The 21178-nt window shown below is 71.9% G+C and carries 18 protein-coding genes; 2 read left to right on the top strand and 16 right to left on the bottom strand.

The window, feature by feature from the left end; genetic code table 11:
• Window positions 1-111: 111 nt before the first annotated feature.
• Together ACWDEN_RS39700 and fmt are read right to left on the bottom strand one after the other, a co-directional pair.
• Entirely contained in the window at window positions 112-1530 is a 1419-nt protein-coding gene (locus tag ACWDEN_RS39700) for an RsmB/NOP family class I SAM-dependent RNA methyltransferase (RefSeq protein WP_450862801.1), read from the bottom strand.
• A gap of 79 nt (window positions 1531-1609) precedes the next feature.
• Entirely contained in the window at window positions 1610-2542 is a 933-nt protein-coding gene (gene fmt, locus ACWDEN_RS39695; protein WP_351620404.1) for a methionyl-tRNA formyltransferase, read from the bottom strand.
• Between the two features lie 293 nt (window positions 2543-2835).
• On the opposite strand from fmt, the gene ACWDEN_RS39690 reads away from it, so the two are divergent.
• Complete coding sequence (locus ACWDEN_RS39690) at window positions 2836-3384, top strand: hypothetical protein (protein ID WP_351620402.1); 549 nt, start codon at window positions 2836-2838, stop codon at window positions 3382-3384.
• 99 nt (window positions 3385-3483) lie between these two features.
• On the opposite strand, the gene ACWDEN_RS39685 is transcribed toward ACWDEN_RS39690, so the two are convergent.
• The 14 genes from ACWDEN_RS39685 to pyrR all read right to left on the bottom strand — a co-directional run bounded on the left by ACWDEN_RS39685 (window position 3484) and on the right by pyrR (window position 20195).
• Entirely contained in the window at window positions 3484-5643 is a 2160-nt protein-coding gene (locus ACWDEN_RS39685) for a primosomal protein N' (protein WP_351620399.1), read from the bottom strand.
• A 247-nt stretch (window positions 5644-5890) separates the two neighbouring features.
• Complete coding sequence (gene metK / locus ACWDEN_RS39680; RefSeq protein ID WP_351620396.1) at window positions 5891-7099, bottom strand: methionine adenosyltransferase; 1209 nt, start codon at window positions 7097-7099, stop codon at window positions 5891-5893.
• A gap of 240 nt (window positions 7100-7339) precedes the next feature.
• Window positions 7340-8542 (bottom strand): bifunctional phosphopantothenoylcysteine decarboxylase/phosphopantothenate--cysteine ligase CoaBC, encoded by a 1203-nt coding sequence (gene coaBC / locus ACWDEN_RS39675; protein WP_450862798.1) that lies wholly within the window; start codon window positions 8540-8542, stop codon window positions 7340-7342.
• Between the two features lie 89 nt (window positions 8543-8631).
• A complete protein-coding gene (gene rpoZ / locus ACWDEN_RS39670; RefSeq protein ID WP_003982715.1) occupies window positions 8632-8904 on the bottom strand; it encodes a DNA-directed RNA polymerase subunit omega in 273 nt (90 codons plus the stop codon).
• 52 nt (window positions 8905-8956) lie between these two features.
• On the bottom strand, window positions 8957-9514 hold the full coding sequence (gene gmk / locus ACWDEN_RS39665) for a guanylate kinase (protein WP_351620390.1): 558 nt from the start codon (window positions 9512-9514) through the stop codon (window positions 8957-8959).
• A 60-nt stretch (window positions 9515-9574) separates the two neighbouring features.
• Window positions 9575-9898, bottom strand: a complete 324-nt coding sequence (locus ACWDEN_RS39660; RefSeq protein ID WP_003977346.1) for an integration host factor — start codon at window positions 9896-9898, stop codon at window positions 9575-9577.
• 267 nt (window positions 9899-10165) lie between these two features.
• On the bottom strand, window positions 10166-11068 hold the full coding sequence (gene pyrF, locus ACWDEN_RS39655) for an orotidine-5'-phosphate decarboxylase (RefSeq protein ID WP_450862796.1): 903 nt from the start codon (window positions 11066-11068) through the stop codon (window positions 10166-10168).
• Window positions 11065-12171, bottom strand: coding sequence for a quinone-dependent dihydroorotate dehydrogenase (locus tag ACWDEN_RS39650; RefSeq protein WP_351620384.1), 1107 nt, complete (start codon window positions 12169-12171; stop codon window positions 11065-11067). Before ACWDEN_RS39650 ends, pyrF begins: the two co-directional genes overlap by 4 nt.
• 76 nt (window positions 12172-12247) lie before the next feature.
• On the bottom strand, window positions 12248-15556 hold the full coding sequence (carB, locus tag ACWDEN_RS39645) for a carbamoyl-phosphate synthase large subunit (protein WP_450862794.1): 3309 nt from the start codon (window positions 15554-15556) through the stop codon (window positions 12248-12250).
• Entirely contained in the window at window positions 15549-16691 is a 1143-nt protein-coding gene (gene carA, locus ACWDEN_RS39640) for a glutamine-hydrolyzing carbamoyl-phosphate synthase small subunit (RefSeq protein ID WP_450862792.1), read from the bottom strand. Before carA ends, carB begins: the two co-directional genes overlap by 8 nt.
• The gene (locus ACWDEN_RS39635) at window positions 16688-17248 is read right to left on the bottom strand and encodes a PH-like domain-containing protein (RefSeq protein ID WP_351620375.1); all 561 of its coding nucleotides are present in this window, start codon (window positions 17246-17248) and stop codon (window positions 16688-16690) included. The genes carA and ACWDEN_RS39635 overlap by 4 nt, the downstream gene beginning before the upstream one ends.
• Window positions 17245-18531: a dihydroorotase gene (locus ACWDEN_RS39630; RefSeq protein WP_351620372.1), complete on the bottom strand. Its 1287-nt coding sequence runs from the start codon at window positions 18529-18531 to the stop codon at window positions 17245-17247. The genes ACWDEN_RS39635 and ACWDEN_RS39630 overlap by 4 nt, the downstream gene beginning before the upstream one ends.
• Window positions 18532-18536: 5 nt before the next feature.
• Window positions 18537-19523 carry an aspartate carbamoyltransferase catalytic subunit gene (locus ACWDEN_RS39625; RefSeq protein ID WP_351620369.1) on the bottom strand — a complete coding sequence of 329 codons (987 nt, stop codon included), beginning with the start codon at window positions 19521-19523 and terminating at the stop codon, window positions 18537-18539.
• Between the two features lie 90 nt (window positions 19524-19613).
• On the bottom strand, window positions 19614-20195 hold the full coding sequence (gene pyrR, locus ACWDEN_RS39620; RefSeq protein ID WP_351620366.1) for a bifunctional pyr operon transcriptional regulator/uracil phosphoribosyltransferase PyrR: 582 nt from the start codon (window positions 20193-20195) through the stop codon (window positions 19614-19616).
• Window positions 20196-20448: 253 nt separating this feature from the next.
• Between pyrR and bldD the strand changes: the two genes are divergently transcribed.
• Entirely contained in the window at window positions 20449-20952 is a 504-nt protein-coding gene (bldD, locus tag ACWDEN_RS39615) for a transcriptional regulator BldD (protein ID WP_014671524.1), read from the top strand.
• Window positions 20953-21178 lie beyond the last annotated feature (226 nt).

Genomic DNA, 21178 nt, shown 5'->3' with positions numbered 1-21178 from the left:
GCGCTGGGCTGTAACGGCGGTCCGTTTCGGTTGTGGTTTGTCTGCGGGTCGGTGGGGGTTGATCGCGCAGTTCCCCGCGCCCCTTACGGGGCGCTGTGCCCCGGCGGTGTTTCAGCCCGTTCTGCGGATCAGGGCCAGGTACATCGCGTCCGTGCCGTGCAGGTGGGGCCAGAGCTGTACGTCCGGGCCCTGGCCCAGCGCCGGAACCCCCGGCAGCATCGGACGGGCGTCGATCAGTTCGGCGTCGGGGCGCTGCTTGAGGACGTCGGCGACGACCGCGCGGGTCTCGGCGAGATGCGGCGAGCAGGTCGCGTAGCCGACGATCCCGCCGACCCGCACCGAGTCCAGCGCCGTGCGCAGCAGGGCGCGCTGGAGGGGTGCGAAGTTGTCCAGGTCCTCCGGGCGCCGCCGCCAGCGGGCCTCGGGGCGCCGGCGGAGCGCGCCGAGCCCGGTGCACGGCACGTCCATCAGCACGCGGTCGAAGGTGCCGGGCCGCCACGGTGGCCGGGTGCCGTCGGCGGCGATCACCTGGTACGGCCCCGGGTTGCCGGCCAGCGCCTTGGCGACGAGACCGGCGCGGTGCGGCTGTTTCTCGGAGGCGAGCAGGGTGGCCCCGCGCTCGGCGGCGAGGGCGGCGAGCAACGCGGCCTTGCCGCCGGGCCCGGCGCACCCGTCGAGCCACTTGCCGTCGGATCCCTCCAGGGGCGCGCCCGCGAGCGCGAGGGCGACCAGCTGGCTGCCCTCGTCCTGCACTCCGGCCCGCCCCTCGTGCACGGCCTGCACGGCGCCCGGTTCCCCGCCCTCGGCGAGCCGCACGGCGTACGGCGACCAGCGCCCCGGCACGGCGGCGTCCTCGCGCAGCAGCTCCTCGGTGGTGGCCCGCCCCGGCCGCGCGACCAGGGTCACCTCGGGCCGTTCGTTGTCGGCCTCCAGCAGGTCCTCGATGCCGGCACGCCCGCCGCCGAGGGAGTCCCAGAGCGCGGAGACGACCCAGCGGGGATGCGAGTGCACGACGGCGAGGTGATCCTCCGGGTCCTCGTCGTACGGCGGCGCGACCTTCTCCAGCCACCCGTCGAGGTCGTCCTGGGCCACCTTCCGCAGCACGGCGTTGACGAACTTGGCGCGCCCGTCGCCGAGCACCACCCGCGCGAGCTCCACGGTGGAGGAGACGGCGGCGTGCGTCGGGATCCGCGTTCCGAGCAGCTGGTGCACACCGAGGCTGAGCACGTCGAGCACCGGCGGGTCGACCTCGCGGAGCGGCCGGTCGACGCAGGCGGCGATCACCGCGTCGTACGTGCCCTGCCGGCGGAGCGTGCCGTAGACCAGCTCGGTGGCGAGGGCGGCGTCGCGCGCGTCGAAGTCGCCCTGCCCGCGCGCCTTGCGGAGCAGCGGAGGCAGCACGAGGTTGGCGTATGCGTCCCGCTCGTCGACCGCGCGCAGGGCCTCGAAGGCCAGGATGCGGACGGGGTCCTTCTGGGGACGACGGTAGGGCTTGGCGGGCTTACGAGGCCGCCGGGACTGCTCGCTCACGAAAAAGGTGCTCCGGATGTGAAGGAGGGCTGCGGTGTCCAGCCTACGTCGGCGCACCGCCGCCCCCGCCGCCCGGGGCTCAGCCGCCGAGCGTCTCGCCCTCGGCGATGCGCACGCCGCGCGCCCAGTCGGCCGCCCGCATCGGCTTCTTGCCCTGTGCCTGCACCCAGAGCAGCTCGACGGCGTACGAACCGGTGCCCACGTGCACGCTGTTCTTGCCGACGGCCAGCCGCCCCGGCGCGAGGTCGGTGCGCCCGGGCACGGGGGTGACCTGGATGAGCTTGAGCCGCTCGCCGCGGAACGTGGTCCAGGCGCCGGGCGCCGGGGTGCAGCCGCGCACGACGCGGTCGACGCGCAGCGCGGGCGTGGCCCAGTCGACCTCGGCGTCCTCGACGGTGATCTTCGGCGCGAGGGTGATGCCCTCGCTCGGCTGCGGTACGGCCTTCAGGGTGCCGTCCTGGATGCCGTCCATGGTCGCGGCGAGCAGCCCCGCGCCCGCGAAGGCGAGCCGGGTGAGCAGGTCGCCGCTGGTGTCGGTGGGCCGGATCTCCTCAGTCACGGTGCCGTAGACGGGTCCCGAGTCGAGCCCCTCCTCGATGAGGAACGTCGACGCGCCGGTGATCTCGTCGCCGGCCATGATGGCGTGCTGCACGGGAGCGGCTCCGCGCCAGGCGGGCAGCAGCGAGAAGTGCAGGTTGACCCAGCCGTGGGCCGGGATGTCCAGGGCCACCCTGGGCAGCAGGGCGCCGTAGGCGACGACCGGGCAGCAGTCCGGGGCGATCTCCTTCAGCCGCTCCAGGAACTCCGGATCGCGCGGCCTGACGGGCTTCAGCACCTCGATCCCGGCCTCCTCCGCCCGCTCGGCCACGGGCGACGCGACCAGCCTTCGCCCGCGCCCGGCCGGCGCGTCGGGGCGCGTGACGACGGCGGCCACCTCGTGCCGACCGGAGGCGATCAGAGCGTCCAGAGCGGGAACGGCGACCTCGGGGGTACCGGCGAAGACGAGCTTCATGGGCGGGATCGGGCCTCTCGGGCGGGGGTTGGACGGGCAGCGCACCAGTCTATGACCAAGGAACCGCACACGAGCCATGCCCACGGACGCACGCCCGGACGGACGGCAAACGGGAAACGGACCTGAACCCGAACCACACACGGCGCACGCCCGGACAACCGGCGTAGGCATATGCCCGTACGCCCCCACCCCGTGACCAGCGGAGCGCACACGCGTTGGTCAAGAAAGAGTTGACCACAAAGGGCCGCTTAGGCGGCCCAATTCCTTTCAACGCCGGTTCGAGAGGCTTGTTCATGGCCGACCACGCAACCCACGACGCCCAGGCCCGGGCCAGCCTGCACTTGCTGGTGCGGGACATCGAGCGAGTCCGCCGGCAGGTGGACGCACTGCGCACGCTCACCGCCCAGCTGGGCAACGTCTACCGCCCGCGCCGCTCCGGCCCGTCCACGGGCTTCGTCGTCTACGGACGCGCCCCCGCCCCGACGGTGCGCCTTGCCCAGGAACTCCGGGACAGTGTCGAAACCCTGGTCACCGCCGCCGTGGACTTCGACCGCTCGCTCGGCTTCTCGTGGGACGCGGTGGGCTCGGCGCTCGGCGTCACCAAACAGGCCGTGCACCGCCGTTACGGCGCCCGCCGCGCCGCGGCCCAGGCGGCCGCCGAGGCCGAGCGGGCCACCGAGCCGTCCGGCACCCGTACGCTCAGTACGAACACCGGCCTGCCCGCGGTCCCCACGGTCCCCGCAGCGCGCTCGATGCCCACGCAGCCGACCGCGGGCAGCCCGGCCCTGCGCGACCGTGACGACGCCCGCCCGACGGCCTTCCCCGCCCCGCGCAACGGCTGAGCAACAGCTGAGCACGGGCTGACGCCTCCCCTGCCCTCCCGGTGCCGCCCGGGAGGGCATCCCCGCACCCGTCCGAACCGAACCAGTCGGACACCGCCGTCACCCGATGTCCGGCGGATCGATCCGTACCCGCACCGCCTCCCCGCTCCCCCGTGCCAGACGGGCGGCCTGGGCGGTCTTCAGCGCGGCAGCCAGCGCGGCCCCGCTGCCCGGCGGCACCCGGACCAGCGCCCGGTCCCAGTGCTCGCCCGGTGGCGGTGCTCCGGGTCTGCGGGGCCCGCCCGGCGGCGCCGACGGCATCGGCACCGGACCCAGCACCTCCGCGTCCGTCGGCAGCTCGACCGAGGCCAGGAACTCGGCGACGGCCGTGGGCGTCCCGGACACGGCCGCCATCCGCGACACCGGCGGGAAACCCAGCTCGGCCCGCTCGGCCAGTTCCCGCACCGCGTGCCCGACGGGGTCCCAGCGCACCAGCGCCTGCACCGGCCGCAGGGTCGGCTCGGCCACCACGACCACGGTGCCCCCCTCGCTCTGCGGCCGTACCAGCGAGCCCGCCGCGATCCACCGGCGCAGCGCGTCCTCGCCGGCCCGCAGATCGGGTCGTACGAGCATGGCCCAGCCGTCCAGCAGGAGGGCCGCCGCGTAGCCGCCCTCGGCGACCGGTTCGGCCCCCGGCGTGCTCACGACCAGCGCGGGCGTGCCCGGCACCGTGTCCAGCACGTGTTCCCGCCCCGAGGTGCGCACCGGGACGGCGGGAAAGGCGCGCCCCAGCTCCTCGGCCGTCCGCCGGGCACCCACGACCTGGGCCCGCAGCCGGAATCCGCCGCACTCCGGGCAGTGCCAGGCGTTCTCCTCGCGTCCGCACCAGCCGCACCGCAGAACCCCGGCGTCCTGGCCCTGGAGCGGCCCGGAGCAGTGCCGGCACCGGGCGGGCGCCCGGCACCGGTCGCAGGCCATGCGCGGCGCGTAGCCGCGCCGCGGTACCTGTACGAGCACCGGTCCGTGCCGCAGCCCGTCGCGGACCGCCTGCCAGGCGAGCGTCGGCAGCCGGGCGGCGCGGGCGGCCTCGTCGCGGGCGAGGTCGTCGTCCCCGACCGTCCGGACCAGGGGGGCGGCCCGCCGCACCTGCTCCCGCCCGGCGACCAGCGGCCGGGCCCAGCCGCTCTCCACGAGCTGGGCGGCCTCCACGGTGCAGCTCCAACTCCCCAGCAGGAAGGCGCACTTGTCCAGGGCGGCCCGCAGCAACAGCACATCCCGGGCGTGCGGTTGCGGGGCGTGCTGCTCGCTGTGGCTGTCGTCGCCGTCGTCCCAGACGGCTACGAGCCCCAGGTCCTGAACGGGCGCGAACATGGCGGCCCGGGTCCCCACCACGGCCCGTACGGCACCCCGGCGCACCGCGAGCCACTGCGCGTACCGCTTCTCGGGCCCTGCCTCGGCCGTGAGCAGCGCGTGCCGGCCCGCGCCGAGCAGCGCGGTGAGGGCGGCGTCGACCCGCGCTGCCGCCCGCCCGTCCGGTACGACGACGAGGGCGCCGCGGCCCGAGGCGAGCGTGGCGGCGACGGCGCGGGCCAGTTCCTCGCTCCACAGCGGGCCCGGCAGGGCGTTCCAGACGGCCCTGGGCGACCCGCCGGAGGCCAGGGCGTGGAGGAATGCGTCCCCGTGCTCGTACCGCCCCCAGGAGGCCGTCTCCGGCGCGTTCGGCGGGGGCAGGGGGGCGGGTGACGGCCGCTGCTCGGCCCGGGCGCTGCGGGGCGGTACGGCCAGCTGGAGCACGTCGGCGAGGCTTCCGGCGTACCGGTCGGCCACGGCCCGCGCCAGGCCCAGCAGCTCCTCGCTCAGCACCGGCTCCGGCGACACGACCTGGGCGAGGGCGGCCAGCGGCCCGGAGTAGTCGGACTCGGCCCGCCGCTCGACGAGGAAGCCGTCGATGAGGCCGCCGCCCTCCCGGCGCCCTTCCCGCACCCGGCCCCGCCCGGCGCCGAACCGGACCCGGACCCGCACTCCGGGCTGCGCCTGCTCGTCCAGCTCCGCGGGCACGGCGTAGTCGAAGTACCGGTCGAGATGCAGCACACCCTTGTCGACCAGCACCCGGGCGACGGGCAGCTGCGGGGCGAGCTCGGCTCCCCGCCAGGTCCGCGGCTTGGCCCGCGGCACCTTCGCCTTGCGCACGCTCTCCCGGATGAGCGCGAGCTGCTCCGGCGGCGCCCCTTCGGCCCCGCCGTCCCCTTCTGCCGGGGGCGCCCCGTTCTCGCTGCTCACGCTTGCATTCTTACCAAACGGCACTGACAACCGACGCCCGCCCGAGATCCGGATCGGCAGCGGTACGGATTCAGCTTCACCGCACGCCCCGGAGGGCGCACTCCACGAAGTAACCGCGGCCTTCGCACCGGGCGGCGTCGACGGCGTCAGCGTGGACACCGCCCGCCCTGGCCCGCCAGTCGATTCGGTACGCCGAGGCCCGGCCCCAGGAAGGGAACCGGGCCTCGGCGAGAAGAGCGGTCGGGGCTTACAGGCCCACGGCGGCGCGCAGGGCGTCGACGCGGTCCGTGCGCTCCCAGGTGAAGTCGGGCAGCTCGCGGCCGAAGTGGCCGTAGGCCGCCGTCTGGGCGTAGATCGGGCGGAGCAGGTCGAGGTCGCGGATGATCGCGGCGGGGCGGAGGTCGAAGACCTCGTCGATCGCCTTCTCGATCTTCTCGGCGTCGACCTTGGCGGTGCCGAAGGTCTCCACGAACAGGCCCACCGGCTCGGCCTTGCCGATCGCGTAGGCGACCTGGACCTCGCAGCGGGAGGCCAGGCCCGCCGCCACGACGTTCTTGGCGACCCAGCGCATCGCGTACGCCGCCGAGCGGTCCACCTTGGACGGGTCCTTGCCGGAGAAGGCACCGCCGCCGTGGCGAGCCATGCCGCCGTAGGTGTCGATGATGATCTTGCGGCCGGTCAGGCCGGCGTCGCCCATCGGGCCGCCGATCTCGAAGCGGCCGGTCGGGTTGACCAGCAGCCGGTAGCCGTCGGTCTCCAGCTTGATGCCCTCCTCCAGCAGCGCCTTCAGTTCCGGCTCCACGACGAACTCGCGGATGTCGGGCGCGAGCAGCGACTCCAGGTCGATGTCGGAGGCGTGCTGCGAGGAGACGACCACCGTGTCGAGACGGACGGCCTTGTCGCCGTCGTACTCGATGGTGACCTGCGTCTTGCCGTCCGGGCGCAGGTAGGGGATGGTGCCGTTCTTGCGCACCTCGGACAGCCGCTTCGACAGGCGGTGCGCCAGGAAGATCGGCAGCGGCATCAGGGTCGGCGTCTCGTCGGACGCGTAGCCGAACATCAGGCCCTGGTCACCGGCGCCCTGCTTGTCCAGCTCGTCGTCGTCGCCCTCGACCCGGGACTCGTACGCCGTGTCGACGCCCTGCGCGATGTCCGGGGACTGCGCGCCGATGGACACGGACACGCCGCAGGAGGCGCCGTCGAAGCCCTTCTTGGAGGAGTCGTAGCCGATCTCCAGGACCTTGTTGCGGACCAGGGTCGCGATGTCCGCGTAGGCCTTGGTCGTCACCTCGCCGGCCACGTGCACCAGGCCGGTGGTGATCAGCGTCTCGACGGCGACCCGGGAGGTCGGGTCCTCGCGCAGAAGCGCGTCGAGAATGGTGTCGCTGATCTGGTCAGCGATCTTGTCGGGGTGACCCTCGGTCACGGACTCCGAGGTGAACAGGCGACGGGACACAACGCTCCCTGTGGTTGCAGCGGCTGCTGGCTGATCATTGGCGGCGACGCGCGGGGCTGCGCCCGGCGTCGACCGTGAACAGTTTATCGGTCGCACTCGGCCGATGGGGCACGTGTCTCGCCTCTCGGGAGCGCTGTGACCTGCGGCACGGGCATTCTGCACAATGTCGGGCGGCCTTGGCCAGGGACGCCACACCCGATTTCGGCGTGGCGTGAACCTGCCGTCGAGGTCGCCTGGACGTCAGCTCAAGCGCCGTACGACGAGGTCCCAGACGGTGTCGGCCAGGGCTTCCTTGGGGCCGTACGGCACGGGGGTCTCGCTGCCGTCGGCGCCCAGCACCACGGCCTCGTTCTCCTCCGAGCCGAAGGTCTTTCGCTCCCCCACCTCGTTGACCACGAGCAGGTCACAGCCCTTGCGGGCGAGCTTGGTACGGCCGTTGGCGAGGACGTCGTCGGTCTCGGCGGCGAAGCCGACGACCACCTGGCCGGGGCGGGCACGCTCGGCCGAGATCTCCGCGAGGATGTCGGGATTGCGCACCAGGACGATCGGGTCGGGGTCCCGGCCGTCCTTCTTCTTGATCTTGCCGGTGGCGTAGGCCGCCGGGCGGAAGTCGGCGACGGCGGCGGCCATGACGACGGCGTCGGCGTCCGCGGCCGCCTTCAGGACGGCCTCGCGCAGCTGGACGGCCGTGCCGACCGGCACGACGTCCACGCCTGCCGGGTCGGGCAGGCCGGAGTTGGCCGCGATCAGCGTGACCCGGGCACCGCGGGCGGCGGCGGTGCGGGCGAGGGCGTAGCCCTGCTTGCCGGAGGAGCGGTTGCCGAGGAAGCGGACCGGGTCGAGGGGCTCGCGGGTGCCGCCGGCGGAGACGACCACATGCCGCCCTGCGAGGTCGGGCTCGGTGACGCCGCGGGCCAGCACCCGGCGGCAGATATCGAAGATCTCCGCCGGCTCGGGCAGCCGGCCCTTGCCGGTGTCGACGCCGGTGAGCCGGCCGACCGCGGGCTCTACGACGACGGCGCCGCGGCGGCGCAGCGTGGCCACGTTCTCCTGGGTGGCCGGGTGCTCCCACATCTCGGTGTGCATGGCGGGCGCGAAGACGACCGGGCAGCGGGCGGTCAGGAGGGTGTTGGTCAGCAGGTCGTCGGCGAGGCCGTGGGCGGCCTTGGCGAGCGTGTCGGCCGTCGCGGGGGCCACCACGACGAGGTCGGCGTGCTGGCCGATGCGGACGTGCGGGACCTCGTGGACGTCGTCCCAGACCTCCGTGGAGACGGGGTTGCCGGACAGGGCGGACCAGGTGGCGGCGCCGACGAAGTGCAGCGCAGAGGCGGTGGGCACCACGCGGACGTCGTGGCCCGACTCCGTGAACCTTCTCAGCAGCTCACAGGCCTTGTAGGCGGCGATCCCGCCGCTGACACCCAGAACGACCCTCGGCTTGTCCACCGGGACTCCCCTTCGTTGAACCTACGTCTCCATGACACACCACAGGCCCGGCAGTCGCGCCGCCGGGCCTGTGGTGCGAAAACGAACGGTTACTGCGCGGGGCCCTCGACGGCCTCCGACGTCAGCAGACCCGCGTTGATCTCACGCAGGGCGATCGAGAGCGGCTTCTCGTGGACGTGGGTGTCGACGAGCGGACCGACGTACTCGAGCAGGCCCTCGCCGAGCTGCGAGTAGTACGCGTTGATCTGGCGGGCACGCTTGGCCGCGTAGATCACGAGGCTGTACTTCGAGTCGGTGGCCTCGAGGAGCTCGTCGATCGGCGGGTTGATGATGCCCTCGGGCGCGGTGATGGAAGAGGACACGCTCTACCTTCCGATGGGTGGGAAAAGATCAGTCGTGATCACATACTCGCGATCACACAACATCCATCAAGGCTAGCAGCTCGCGCGCCACGTCCTCGACGGAGGTGTTGACCAGGGTCGTGTCGAACTCCGGCTCGGCCGCCAGCTCGGTCCTGGCCGCCTCCAGGCGGCGCTCGATGACCTCGGGCGGCTCCGTGCCCCGGCCGGTCAGCCTGCGCACCAGCTCCTCCCAGGAGGGCGGAGCCAGGAACACCAGCCGGGCGTCAGACATCGACTCACGGACCTGCCTGGCGCCCTGCAGATCGATCTCCAGCAGGACCGGTTCGCCCTTCTCCAGCCGCTCCAGCACGGCCGCGCGGGGCGTGCCGTAGCGGTTGCCGGCGAACTCGGCCCACTCCAGGAGCTCGCCGTTGGCGATCAGCTTGTCCATCTCCTCGTCGGTGACGAAGAAGTAGTGGACTCCGTGCTTCTCGCCGGGGCGCGGCTTGCGGGTGGTGGCCGACACCGAGAGCCAGACCTCGGGGTGTTCCTTGCGCATATGGGCGACGACCGTGCTCTTGCCGACCCCCGAGGGGCCGGAGAGCACGGTCAGCCGCGGACGTTCACTCATGCAGCGATTATTCCAGCAATCCCGGAGTGCCCGGGACTCCCGGTCCGGCTGCGCCCGGACTCAGGAGCCGGTGCTGCCGAACTCACGCTCCAGGGAAGCGATCTGGTTGGACCCGAGACCGCGCACACGGCGGCTCTCGGAGATGCCCAGACGCTCCATGATCTGCTTGGCGCGGACCTTGCCCACGCCCGGCAGCGACTCGAGCAGTGCGGAGACCTTCATCTTGCCGATGACGTCGTTCTCCTGGCCCTGCTTGATGACCTCGTGCAGGGAGGCGCCGGAGTGCTTGAGTCGATTCTTGACCTCGGCCCGCTCCCGGCGAGCCGCGGCGGCCTTTTCGAGCGCGGCTGCGCGCTGTTCGGGGGTAAGGGGCGGAAGAGCCACGCCTACGTCACCTCGGATGTCGAACTGTCGGATACGGACCGGTGAGGAACCTAGTCGCCCCACACCTGGGGAGCTACGAGCAACACGCTTTGCCCGTTCACTCTGCTCGGAGACTAGCGGTCAAGGCCGCCAGAGTCAGCGAGAACAGCGGAAAAGTCCTGGTCAGCCTCCGCCAGGTCGGACATTTCAGACATAATGCCCCCGATTTGAGGATGTATTCACACTCAAGTCGTCGCGCCGCCGCTCTCCGAAGCCCTTCCGGGGGGCTCAGGCACCCGCGACGGCGGCCTGGATCTCCTCCGCGAAGCGCTCCGCGGACGCCCGCAGGGCCCCCACGTCGGGGCCGTGCCGCAGCACACCCCGGCTGACGTTCGGCACGACGTTGCGCAGCGCCGGTCCGAACACCTTCGGAAGGTCGGCCGGCGTCGCACCCTGTGCGCCGACTCCGGGCGCGAGGAGCGGACCGTTGACGGCGAGGTCGTACGACGACAGGTCGCCGACCGTGGCGCCGACGACGGCACCGAAGGAGCCCAGCGGCTCCTCTCCCGCGTTCTCGGCGGCCAGGTGGGCCAGCATGGTCGCGCCCACGGTGCGGCCGTCGGCACGGACCGCGTGCTGGACCTCGGGCCCCTCCGGGTTGGAGGTCAGCGCCAGCACGAACAGGCCGGCGCCGCTCTCCCGGGCCAGCGCGACGGCCGGGCTGAGCGAGCCGTAGCCGAGGTACGGCGAGACGGTCAGGGCGTCGGAGAAGAGCGGGGCGTCCTTGTGCAGGTAGGCCTCGGCGTACCCGGCCATGGTCGAGCCGATGTCGCCGCGCTTGGCGTCCATCACGACGAGGGTGCCGGCCGCGCGGGCCTCCCGGACGACCTGCTCCAGCACGGCGACGCCACGGGAGCCGAAGCGCTCGAAGAAGGCGCTCTGCGGCTTCATCACGGCGACCCGGTCGGCCACCGCCTCGACGACCGTGCGGCTGAACCGCTCCAGGCCGGCCACGTCGTCGTTCAGGCCCCACTCGGCGAGCAGGGAGGCGTGCGGGTCGATGCCGACGCACAGCGGGCCGCGCTCGTCCATGGCGCGGCGCAGCCGGGCGCCGAAGGGCTCTCCAGAAAATGTCTGCGGCCCGGAGGGCCTCGTTGAGGGGTGGTGGTCGGGCGACGGGTGGGCGGTCATGCGGGCTTCCTCACGTCGGCGCCGACCGCGTCGGCGAGGGTGGCGTACGGGCTCGTGCGCAGGCGCGCGGCGAGGCCCTTGTGGATGCTGCGGGACCAGAAGGGGCCCTCGTAGATGAAGGCGCTGTAGCCCTGCACCAGCGTGGCACCGGCCAGGATGCGCTGCCAGGCGTCCTCGGCGGTCTCGATGCCGCCCACGCCCACGAGCGTGATCCGGTCGCCCACGCGCGCGTACAGGCGGCGCAGCACCTCCAGGGAGCGCGCCTTGAGCGGGGCGCCGGACAGACCTCCGGTCTCCTTCACCACGGAGGGTTCGGATTTCAAACCGAGTCCGTCGCGCGCGATGGTGGTGTTGGTCGCGATGATGCCGTCCAGGCCCAGCTCCACGGCCAGGTCGGCCACGGCGTCGACGTCCTCGTCGGCGAGGTCGGGGGCGATCTTCACCAGCAGCGGGACGCGCCGGTTGGCCACCGTGCGGTCGGCCGCCTCGCGGACGGCGGTCAGCAGCGGGCGCAGGTGGTCCACCGCCTGGAGGTTGCGCAGTCCGGGCGTGTTCGGCGAGGAGACGTTGACGACCAGGTAGTCCGCGTACGGCGCGAGGCGCTCGGCCGACTTCACGTAGTCGCCGACGGCCTCCGCCTCCGGGACGACCTTGGTCTTGCCGATGTTGACGCCCACGACGGTCCTGAAGACCGGCTCACGGGTCGCCAGGCGGGCCGCGACGGCCAGCGAACCGTCGTTGTTGAAGCCCATGCGGTTGATCAGCGCGCGGTCCGCGACGAGGCGGAACAGCCGCTTCCTGGGGTTGCCGGGCTGCGGCTCGCCGGTGACCGTGCCGATCTCGACGTGGTCGAAGCCCAGCATCGACATGCCGTCGATCGCGACGGCGTTCTTGTCGAAGCCGGCGGCGAGCCCGAAGGGGCCGTGCATGCGCAGCCCGAAGGCCTCGGTGCGCAGCTCCTTGTAGCGGGGGGCGAGGGCGGCCGCGACGAAGGTGCGCAGCACCGGGATGCGGACGGCGAGCCGGATCCAGCGGAAGGCCAGGTGGTGGGCCTTCTCGGCGTCCATGCGTTTGAAAACCAGACGGAAGAAGAGCTTGTACATGTCCTGTGTCCTCTTGAAGCTTCAGGGAGCCTCATGAAGAGGGGGACACCGTTTCCGGTGTCCCCCTCAAGGGCTGCTAGTCGCGGGCCGCGGTCAGGTGTTCCGCGTGTTCCTGGAGCGAGCGGACGCCCACGTCACCGTGGTTGAGGGCGTCGATGCCCTGGACCGCCGCGGCGAGCGCCTGGACCGTGGTCAGACACGGCACGGAGCGGGCCACCGCGGCCGTACGGATGTCGTAGCCGTCGAGGCGGCCGCCGGTGCCGTACGGGGTGTTGACGATGAGGTCGACCTCGCCGTCATGGATCAGCTGGACGATCGTCTTCTCGCCGTTCGGGCCGGTGCCCTCCGACTGCTTGCGGACGACCGTGGCGTTGATGCCGTTGCGCTTGAGGACCTCGGCGGTGCCGGAGGTGGCGAACAGCTCGAAGCCGTGGGCGACCAGCTCGCGCGCCGGGAAGATCATCGAGCGCTTGTCCCGGTTGGCCACCGAGATGAACGCGCGGCCCTTGGTGGGCAGCGGGCCGTAGGCGCCCGCCTGCGACTTGGCGTACGCCGTGCCGAAGACGGAGTCGATGCCCATGACCTCGCCGGTGGAACGCATCTCCGGGCCGAGGACGGTGTCGACACCGCGGCCGTGGATGTCGCGGAAGCGCGACCACGGCATGACGGCCTCCTTGACCGAGATGGGCGCGTCCAGCGGCAGCTCGCCGCCGTCGCCCGTCCTCGGCAGCAGGCCCTCGGCGCGCAGCTCGGCGATGGTCGCGCCCAGCGAGATCCGGGCGGCGGCCTTGGCCAGCGGCACCGCGGTCGCCTTCGAGGTGAAGGGGACCGTACGGGAGGCGCGCGGGTTGGCCTCCAGGACGTAGAGGATGTCCCCGGCCATCGCGAACTGGATGTTGATCAGGCCGCGCACGCCGACGCCCTTGGCGATGGCCTCGGTGGAGGCGCGCAGGCGCTTGATGTCGAAGCCGCCGAGGGTGATCGGGGGCAGGGCACACGCCGAGTCGCCGGAGTGGATGCCGGCCTCCTCGATGTGCTCCATCACGCCGCCGAGGTACAGCTCCTCGCCGTCGTAGAGCGCGTCGACGTCGATCTCGATCGCGTCGTCCAGGAAGCGGTCGACCAGGACCGGCCGGGAGGGGCTGATCTCGGTCGACTCGGCGATGTAGGCGGCGAGGCGGGTCTCGTCGTAGACGATCTCCATGCCGCGCCCGCCGAGGACGTACGACGGCCGCACCAGGACCGGGTAGCCGATCTCGTCGGCGATGGCCTTGGCCCCCTCGAAGGTGGTGGCCGTGCCGTGCTTCGGGGCCGGCAGGCCCGCCTCGGCGAGGACGCGCCCGAACGCGCCGCGGTCCTCGGCCGCGTGGATGGCCTCGGGCGAGGTGCCCACGACCGGCACGCCGTTGTCCTTCAGGGCCTGCGCCAGGCCGAGCGGGGTCTGGCCGCCCAGCTGCACGATCACGCCCGCGACCGGCCCGGCCTGCTGCTCGGCGTGGACGATCTCCAGCACGTCCTCCAGCGTCAGCGGCTCGAAGTACAGCCGGTCGGAGGTGTCGTAGTCGGTGGAGACGGTCTCCGGGTTGCAGTTGACCATCACGGTCTCGTAGCCGGCGTCGGACAGCGCGAAGGAGGCGTGGACGCAGGAGTAGTCGAACTCGATGCCCTGGCCGATGCGGTTCGGGCCGGAGCCCAGAATGATGACGGCCGGCTTCTCGCGCCGGGCCACCTCCGTCTCCTCGTCGTAGGCGGAGTAGAAGTACGGCGTCCTCGCGGCGAACTCGGCGGCGCAGGTGTCGACCGTCTTGTAGACCGGGCGGATGCCGAGCGCGTGCCGGACCTCGCGGACGACGTCCTCGCGCAGGCCGCGGATCTCACCGATCTGCTGGTCGGAGAAGCCATGCCGCTTGGCCTCGGCGAGCAGCTCGCGGGTCAGCTCGGGGGCCTGGGCCAACTCGTCCGCGATCTCCTTGATCAGGAACAGCTGGTCCACGAACCACGGGTCGATCTTCGTGTACTCGAAGATCTCCTCGGGCGTGGCGCCCGCGCGGATGGCCTGCATGACCGTGTTGATCCGGCCGTCGGTGGGCCGTACGGCCTCTGCGAGAAGGCCGTACTTGTCTCCCGGGTCACCGGTGAAGGTGAACTGGCTGCCCTTCTTCTCCAGCGAGCGCAGCGCCTTCTGGAAGGCCTCGGGGAAGTTGCGGCCGATGGCCATGGCCTCGCCCACCGACTTCATGGTGGTGGTCAGCGTGGAGTCGGCCTGCGGGAACTTCTCGAAGGCGAACCGCGGGGCCTTGACGACCACGTAGTCGAGCGTGGGCTCGAAGGAGGCCGGGGTCTCCTGCGTGATGTCGTTCGGGATCTCGTCCAGCGTGTAGCCGACGGCCAGCTTGGCGGCGATCTTGGCGATCGGGAAGCCGGTGGCCTTGGACGCGAGCGCCGAGGAGCGCGACACGCGCGGGTTCATCTCGATGACGATCACGCGACCGTCCTCGGGGTTGACCGCGAACTGGATGTTGCAGCCGCCGGTGTCGACGCCGACCTCACGGATGACGGCGATGCCGATGTCGCGCAGGATCTGGTACTCGCGGTCGGTCAGCGTCATCGCGGGCGCGACGGTGATCGAGTCACCGGTGTGCACGCCCATGGGGTCGAAGTTCTCGATGGAGCAGACGACCACGACGTTGTCGTGCTTGTCGCGCATCAGCTCCAGCTCGTACTCCTTCCAGCCGAGGATGGACTCCTCCAGGAGCACCTCGGTGGTCGGGGAGAGCGTGAGGCCCTGCCCGGCGATGCGGCGCAGCTCCTCCTCGTCGTGCGCGAATCCGGAGCCGGCGCCGCCCATGGTGAAGGACGGGCGGACGACGACCGGGTAGCCGCCGAGGGTCTCGACGCCGCCCAGGACGTCGTCCATGGAGTGGCAGATCACCGAGCGGGCGGACTCGCCGTGCCCGGTCTTGCGCCGGACCTCCTCCACGACATCCTTGAACAGGTCGCGGTCCTCGCCCTTGTGGATCGCCTCCGGCTTGGCGCCGATCAGCTCGACGCCGTACTTGGCCAGGACGCCGTTCTCGTGCAGCGAGATGGCGGTGTTCAGGGCCGTCTGGCCGCCCAGGGTGGGCAGCAGGGCGTCGGGGCGCTCCTTGGCGATGATCTTCTCGACGAAGTCCGGGGTGATCGGCTCGACGTAGGTGGCGTCGGCGATCTCCGGGTCGGTCATGATCGTCGCCGGGTTGGAGTTGACGAGGACGACACGCAGGCCCTCGGCCTTGAGCACGCGGCACGCCTGGGTGCCGGAGTAGTCGAACTCGGCGGCCTGGCCGATGACGATCGGGCCGGAGCCGATGACCAGGACGGACTGGATATCGGTGCGCTTAGGCACGCTGGCCCTCCATCAGGGAGACGAAGCGGTCGAAGAGGTAGGCGGCGTCGTGCGGGCCCGCTGCCGCTTCGGGGTGGTACTGGACGGAGAAGGCCGGCTGGTCGAGCAGCTGCAGCCCCTCCACGACGTCGTCGTTCAGGCACACGTGCGAGACCTCGGCGCGGCCGAACCTGGTCTCGCTGACCTTGTCGAGCGGCGCGTCCACGGCGAAGCCGTGGTTGTGCGCGGTGACCTCGACCTTGCCGGTCGTACGGTCCTGGACCGGCTGGTTGATGCCCCGGTGGCCGTACTTCAGCTTGTAGGTGCCGAAGCCGAGGGCCCGGCCGAGGATCTGGTTGCCGAAGCAGATGCCGAACAGCGGCGTCTTCCGCTCCAGGACGGCGGTCATCAGCGCGACCGGGCCGTCGGCCGTGGCGGGGTCGCCGGGGCCGTTGGAGAAGAACACACCGTCCGGGCCGACCGCGTAGACCTCGTCGGGCGTGGCGGTCGCGGGCAGCACGTGCACCTCGATGCCGCGCTCGGCCATGCGGTGCGGGGTCATGCCCTTGATGCCGAGGTCGATCGCGGCGACGGTGAAGCGCTTCTCGCCGATCGCCGGGACGACGTACGCCTCCTTGGTCGCGACCTCCTCGTAGAGGCTCGCGCCCTTCATGTGCGGCTGGGCCAGCACGCGCGCGAGGAGCTCGGACTCGGCCGTGATCGCCTCGCCGGAGAAGATGCCGGCGCGCATCGAGCCGCGCTCGCGCAGGTGGCGGGTGAGGGCCCGGGTGTCGATGCCGGAGATGCCGACCACGCCCTGCCGCTCCAGTTCGTCGTCCAGGGAGCGCTTGGCGCGCCAGTTGGACGGCACGCGCGCGGGGTCGCGCACGACGTAGCCCGAGACCCAGATGCGGCCGGACTCGTCGTCCTCGTCGTTCCAGCCCGTGTTGCCGATCTGCGGGGCGGTGGCGACGACGATCTGCCGGTCGTACGACGGGTCGGTCAGGGTCTCCTGGTAGCCGGTCATACCGGTGGAGAACACGGCCTCGCCGAAGGTCTCCCCCACTGCCCCGTAGGCACGACCGCGGAAGAGGCGGCCGTCCTCCAGGACGAGTACGGCGGGAACCCGGGCGGCTCCCCTTGTGGAGGTCGTCATCGTGCGCCTTCCGTGTCGTTGATCATGTGGTTCAGGGTGTCGACCCACTCGGCGTGCTCGGCCGCGTGGTCGGAGCGGAAGCCGGAGTCGATCAGCTTGTCGCCGAGCTCCCAGGTCACCACCAGCAGTCCGCCCTCGGTGAGGACCTTGCCGGCGATGCCCTTGTCCAGCCGGGCCCCGCGCAGCGCGGCGGTCGGGACGAAGAAGTCGCTCGCTCCGGGACGCTCGACCTCCAGCCCCTGGTCGGTCAGGGTGAGCTCGGCCCGGCTGCGGGTGCCCAGGCCGTGGGCCACGATCCGGTCCAGCCACTGTCCTGCCGTGGTGGAGCCGTGGTAGCGGCCGCTCAGCTCAAGTTTCACCGGGCCGGTCTCCTCCGGCGCGCTGGGCGGCGCGGGCAGGTCGCTCTGGAGGGTGCCGCGCCACTTCCAGCCCTCGCGCATCAGCCAGTAGACGAGCGTGATGAACAGGGCGAGTCCGACGAGCCAGCCGATGCGGGCCGGCCAGTCGGTGACCGCGGCCGACCTCTTGGCCTCGGCCAGCAGGATTACAGGTGTCACGAAAGCTTCCCGTCGACGAGCGTGGCCTTGCCCCGCAGCCACGTGTGCGTCACACGGCCCGGCAGCTCACGTCCCTGGTAGGGGGTGTTGCGGCTGCGCGAGGCGAAGCCCGCGGGGTCCACCTGGCCACGGTATTCCGTGTCGACGAGGGTGAGGTTGGCGGGCTCACCAGCCGAGACGGGACGGCCGTGCCCGGTGGCCTGTCCGATCTGCGCGGGCTTGACGGACATCCGGTCGGCGACGCCGGCCCAGTCCAGCAGGCCCGTGTCGACCATGGTCTCCTGGACCACTGACAACGCGGTCTCCAGACCCACCATGCCCATGGCGGCCGCGGCCCACTCGCAGTCCTTGTCCTCGTGCGGGTGCGGGGCGTGGTCGGTGGCGACGATGTCGATCGTGCCGTCCGCCAGGGCCTCGCGCAGGGCGTGCACATCGCGCTCGGTGCGCAGCGGCGGGTTGACCTTGTAGACCGGGTTGTAGGTGCGCACCAGTTCGTCGGTGAGGAGCAGGTGGTGCGGGGTGACCTCGGCGGTGACCTGGATGCCGCGGGACTTGGCCCAGCGGACGATCTCGACGGAGCCGGCGGTCGAGAGGTGGCAGATGTGGACGCGGGAGCCGACGTGCTCGGCGAGCAGCACGTCCCGCGCGATGATCGACTCCTCGGCGACGGCCGGCCAGCCGCCCAGGCCCAGCTCGGCGGAGACGACGCCCTCGTTCATCTGGGCGCCCTCGGTCAGGCGCGGCTCCTGGGCGTGCTGGGCGACGACACCGCCGAAGGCCTTCACGTACTCCAGCGCGCGGCGCATGATCACCGCGTCGTCCACGCACTTGCCGTCGTCGGAGAAGACGGTGACCCCGGCGGCCGACTCGTGCATGGCGCCCAGCTCGGCGAGCTTCTTGCCCTCCAGGCCGACGGTGACGGCACCGATGGGCTGCACGTCGCAGTAGCCGTGCTCCCTGCCGAGCCGCCAGACCTGCTCGACCACACCGGCGGTGTCGGCGACCGGGAAGGTGTTGGCCATGGCGAAGACGGCCGTGAAGCCGCCGGACGCGGCCGCGCGGGTGCCGGTCAGCACGGTCTCGGAGTCCTCGCGGCCCGGCTCGCGCAGGTGGGTGTGCAGGTCGACCAGGCCGGGGAGCAGCACCTTGCCGCCGGCCTCGACGACCTCCGCGCCCTCGGCGCTGAGACCGGTGCCCACCTCGGCGATCGTCTCGCCGTCGATCAGCACGTCCTGCGGCTCGCCGCCGAGCACCTTCGCACCACGGATCAGGATCTTGCTCATGGGTCTTACTTCTCCTCGGGACCGGTGGGGCGGGTGTGGGTGACGGCGGGCTCGTTGCCGCCGAGCAGCAGGTACAGGACGGCCATCCGGATGGAGACGCCGTTGGCGACCTGCTCGACGGCGGTGCAGCGGTCGGAGTCGGCGACCTCGGCGGTGATCTCCATGCCCCGCACCATGGGGCCGGGGTGCATCACGATGGCGTGCTCGGGCAGCCTGGCCATGCGGTCGCCGTCGAGGCCGTAGCGGCGGGAGTACTCGCGCTCGGTGGGGAAGAAGGCGGCGTTCATCCGCTCGCGCTGGACCCGGAGCATCATCACGGCGTCGCACTTGGGGAGCGTGCTGTCGAGGTCGTACGACACCTCGCACGGCCACGTCTCGACGCCGACCGGCACCAGGGTGGGCGGAGCGACCAGGGTGACCTCGGCACCGAGGGTGTGCAGCAGGTCCACGTTGGAGCGGGCGACCCGGCTGTGCAGGACGTCGCCGACGATGGTGATCCGCCTGCCGGACAGGTCCTGGCCGAGGCCGGTGTCCCGGCCGATCAGGCGGCGGCGCATGGTGAAGGCGTCCAGCAGGGCCTGGGTGGGGTGCTGGTGGGTGCCGTCGCCGGCGTTGATGACCGCCGCGTCGATCCAGCCGGAGTTCGCCAGGCGGTACGGGGCTCCGGAGGCGCCGTGCCGGATGACGACGGCGTCGACGCCCATGGCCTCCAGCGTCTGGGCGGTGTCCTTCAGGGACTCGCCCTTGGAGACGCTCGATCCCTTGGCGGAGAAGTTGATGACATCCGCGGACAGGCGCTTCTCGGCGGCCTCGAAGGAGATCCGCGTGCGCGTGGAGTCCTCGAAGAAGAGGTTGACGATCGTGCGGCCGCGCAGGGTCGGCAGCTTCTTGATCGGCCGGTCGGCGACCCGGGCCATCTCCTCGGCGGTGTCGAGGATCAGGACGGCGTCGTCGCGGGTGAGGTCGGCGGCCGAGATGAGATGACGCTGCATCTGTCAGGCTCCGTAAGGCAGTTCAATCGGGAGAATTCAGGCAATCCGCTGCGTATGCGGGCACGCCGAAGCGGCCGCGCGCCGGATCTGCTACTGGCCGGTCTGCTTCACACCGAGCAGCACGGTGTCGCGACCGTCCTCCTCGGCGAGCTGGACCTTGACCGTCTCCCGCAGCGACGTGGGGAGGTTCTTGCCGACGTAGTCGGCACGGATGGGCAGTTCGCGGTGCCCGCGGTCGACCAGGACCGCGAGCTGGACCGCACGGGGGCGCCCGATGTCGTTCAGGGCGTCGAGGGCGGCGCGGATGGTGCGACCGGAGAAGAGCACGTCGTCGACGAGGACGACCAGCTTGCCGTCGATGCCGTCACCGGGGATGTCGGTGCGGGCCAGCGCACGCGGCGGGTGCATGCGCAGGTCGTCGCGGTACATGGTGATGTCGAGCGAGCCGACCGGGATCTTGCGGTCGGTGATCTGCTCCAGCTTGACGGCGAGCCGCTGGGCGAGGAAGACGCCCCGGGTCGGAATGCCGAGGAGCACCACGTCGTCGGCGCCCTTGGCGCGCTCGACGACCTCGTGGGCGATACGGGTCAGCACCCGCGCGATGTCGGGGCCTTCGAGAACGGGCCGCGCATCGGACGCATGCGGGGTGGCGTGCGAGTCCTGCTTGTCCATACGAAGAGGACCTCCTTCTCCGCCTCACGGGACGGACCTTAAAGGACGTCTGATTTGCGCCATCCACCCTAGCAGGTCGCGGAGAGGCCCCCGATCACCCCCCTGGCCCAACGCGCCGCCACTACCACGGAAGAGTCGGTGTGGACCATTCGGCTTGACGCAGGAGAGTCACGCTGCGTAACCTCACAGTGAGTTACCAGCCGCGCGGCGGGAACCCAGTCCGACCGCGTCGACACAGTGTCCGGGGAGCTATATGTCCAGCGAATACGCCAAACAGCTCGGGGCCAAGCTCCGGGCCATCCGCACCCAGCAGGGCCTTTCCCTCCACGGTGTCGAGGAGAAGTCCCAGGGGCGCTGGAAGGCCGTGGTGGTCGGGTCGTACGAGCGGGGCGACCGTGCGGTGACCGTGCAGCGGCTTGCCGAGCTGGCCGATTTCTATGGCGTTCCGGTGCAGGAGCTGTTGCCGGGCACCACGCCGGGCGGCGCCGCCGAGCCGCCGCCGAAGCTGGTCCTGGACCTGGAGCGGCTGGCCACCGTGCCGGCCGAGAAGGCGGGCCCCCTGCAGCGCTACGCGGCCACCATCCAGTCCCAGCGTGGCGACTACAACGGCAAGGTGCTCTCCATCCGCCAGGATGACCTGCGCACACTCGCCGTCATCTACGACCAGTCCCCCTCGGTCCTGACCGAGCAGCTGATCAGCTGGGGTGTCCTGGACGCGGACGCGCGCCGCGCCGTGGCCACCCACGAAGAGGCGTAGCCGCCTCGACTACCTCAGCAGAAACGTGCCGCCGGGGTGGCTGGGACCATGCGGTTCCGGCCACCCCGGCGGCGTTTTCACGGTCATCCCAGGAAAGCCGGAGGGGCCCCCCCCCGATCGGGGGGGGGGCCCGCCCGCCCGTGGGGGTGGGGGGGGTGACCCCGGGGCCCGCGCGGGGGGCGGGGGGGGTGGGTGAGGCGGGCCCGCCCGGCCGGGGCCCACCGCC

Source organism: Streptomyces sp. NPDC001153 (assembly GCF_053598315.1).
This window is presented reverse-complemented; position numbering and strand designations above follow the sequence as displayed.

Coding starts and splice junctions, on each gene's coding strand:
- gmk (WP_351620390.1), bottom strand. CDS start 9,514: ATGAGTGAACGTCCGCGGCTGACCGTGCTCTCCGGCCCCTCGGGGGTC.
- carA (WP_450862792.1), bottom strand. CDS start 16,691: ATGACGACCTCCACAAGGGGAGCCGCCCGGGTTCCCGCCGTACTCGTC.
- bldD (WP_014671524.1), top strand. CDS start 20,449: ATGTCCAGCGAATACGCCAAACAGCTCGGGGCCAAGCTCCGGGCCATC.
- ACWDEN_RS39625 (WP_351620369.1), bottom strand. CDS start 19,523: ATGCAGCGTCATCTCATCTCGGCCGCCGACCTCACCCGCGACGACGCC.
- ACWDEN_RS39630 (WP_351620372.1), bottom strand. CDS start 18,531: ATGAGCAAGATCCTGATCCGTGGTGCGAAGGTGCTCGGCGGCGAGCCG.
- fmt (WP_351620404.1), bottom strand. CDS start 2,542: ATGAAGCTCGTCTTCGCCGGTACCCCCGAGGTCGCCGTTCCCGCTCTG.
- ACWDEN_RS39690 (WP_351620402.1), top strand. CDS start 2,836: ATGGCCGACCACGCAACCCACGACGCCCAGGCCCGGGCCAGCCTGCAC.
- pyrF (WP_450862796.1), bottom strand. CDS start 11,068: ATGACCGCCCACCCGTCGCCCGACCACCACCCCTCAACGAGGCCCTCC.
- ACWDEN_RS39650 (WP_351620384.1), bottom strand. CDS start 12,171: ATGTACAAGCTCTTCTTCCGTCTGGTTTTCAAACGCATGGACGCCGAG.
- pyrR (WP_351620366.1), bottom strand. CDS start 20,195: ATGGACAAGCAGGACTCGCACGCCACCCCGCATGCGTCCGATGCGCGG.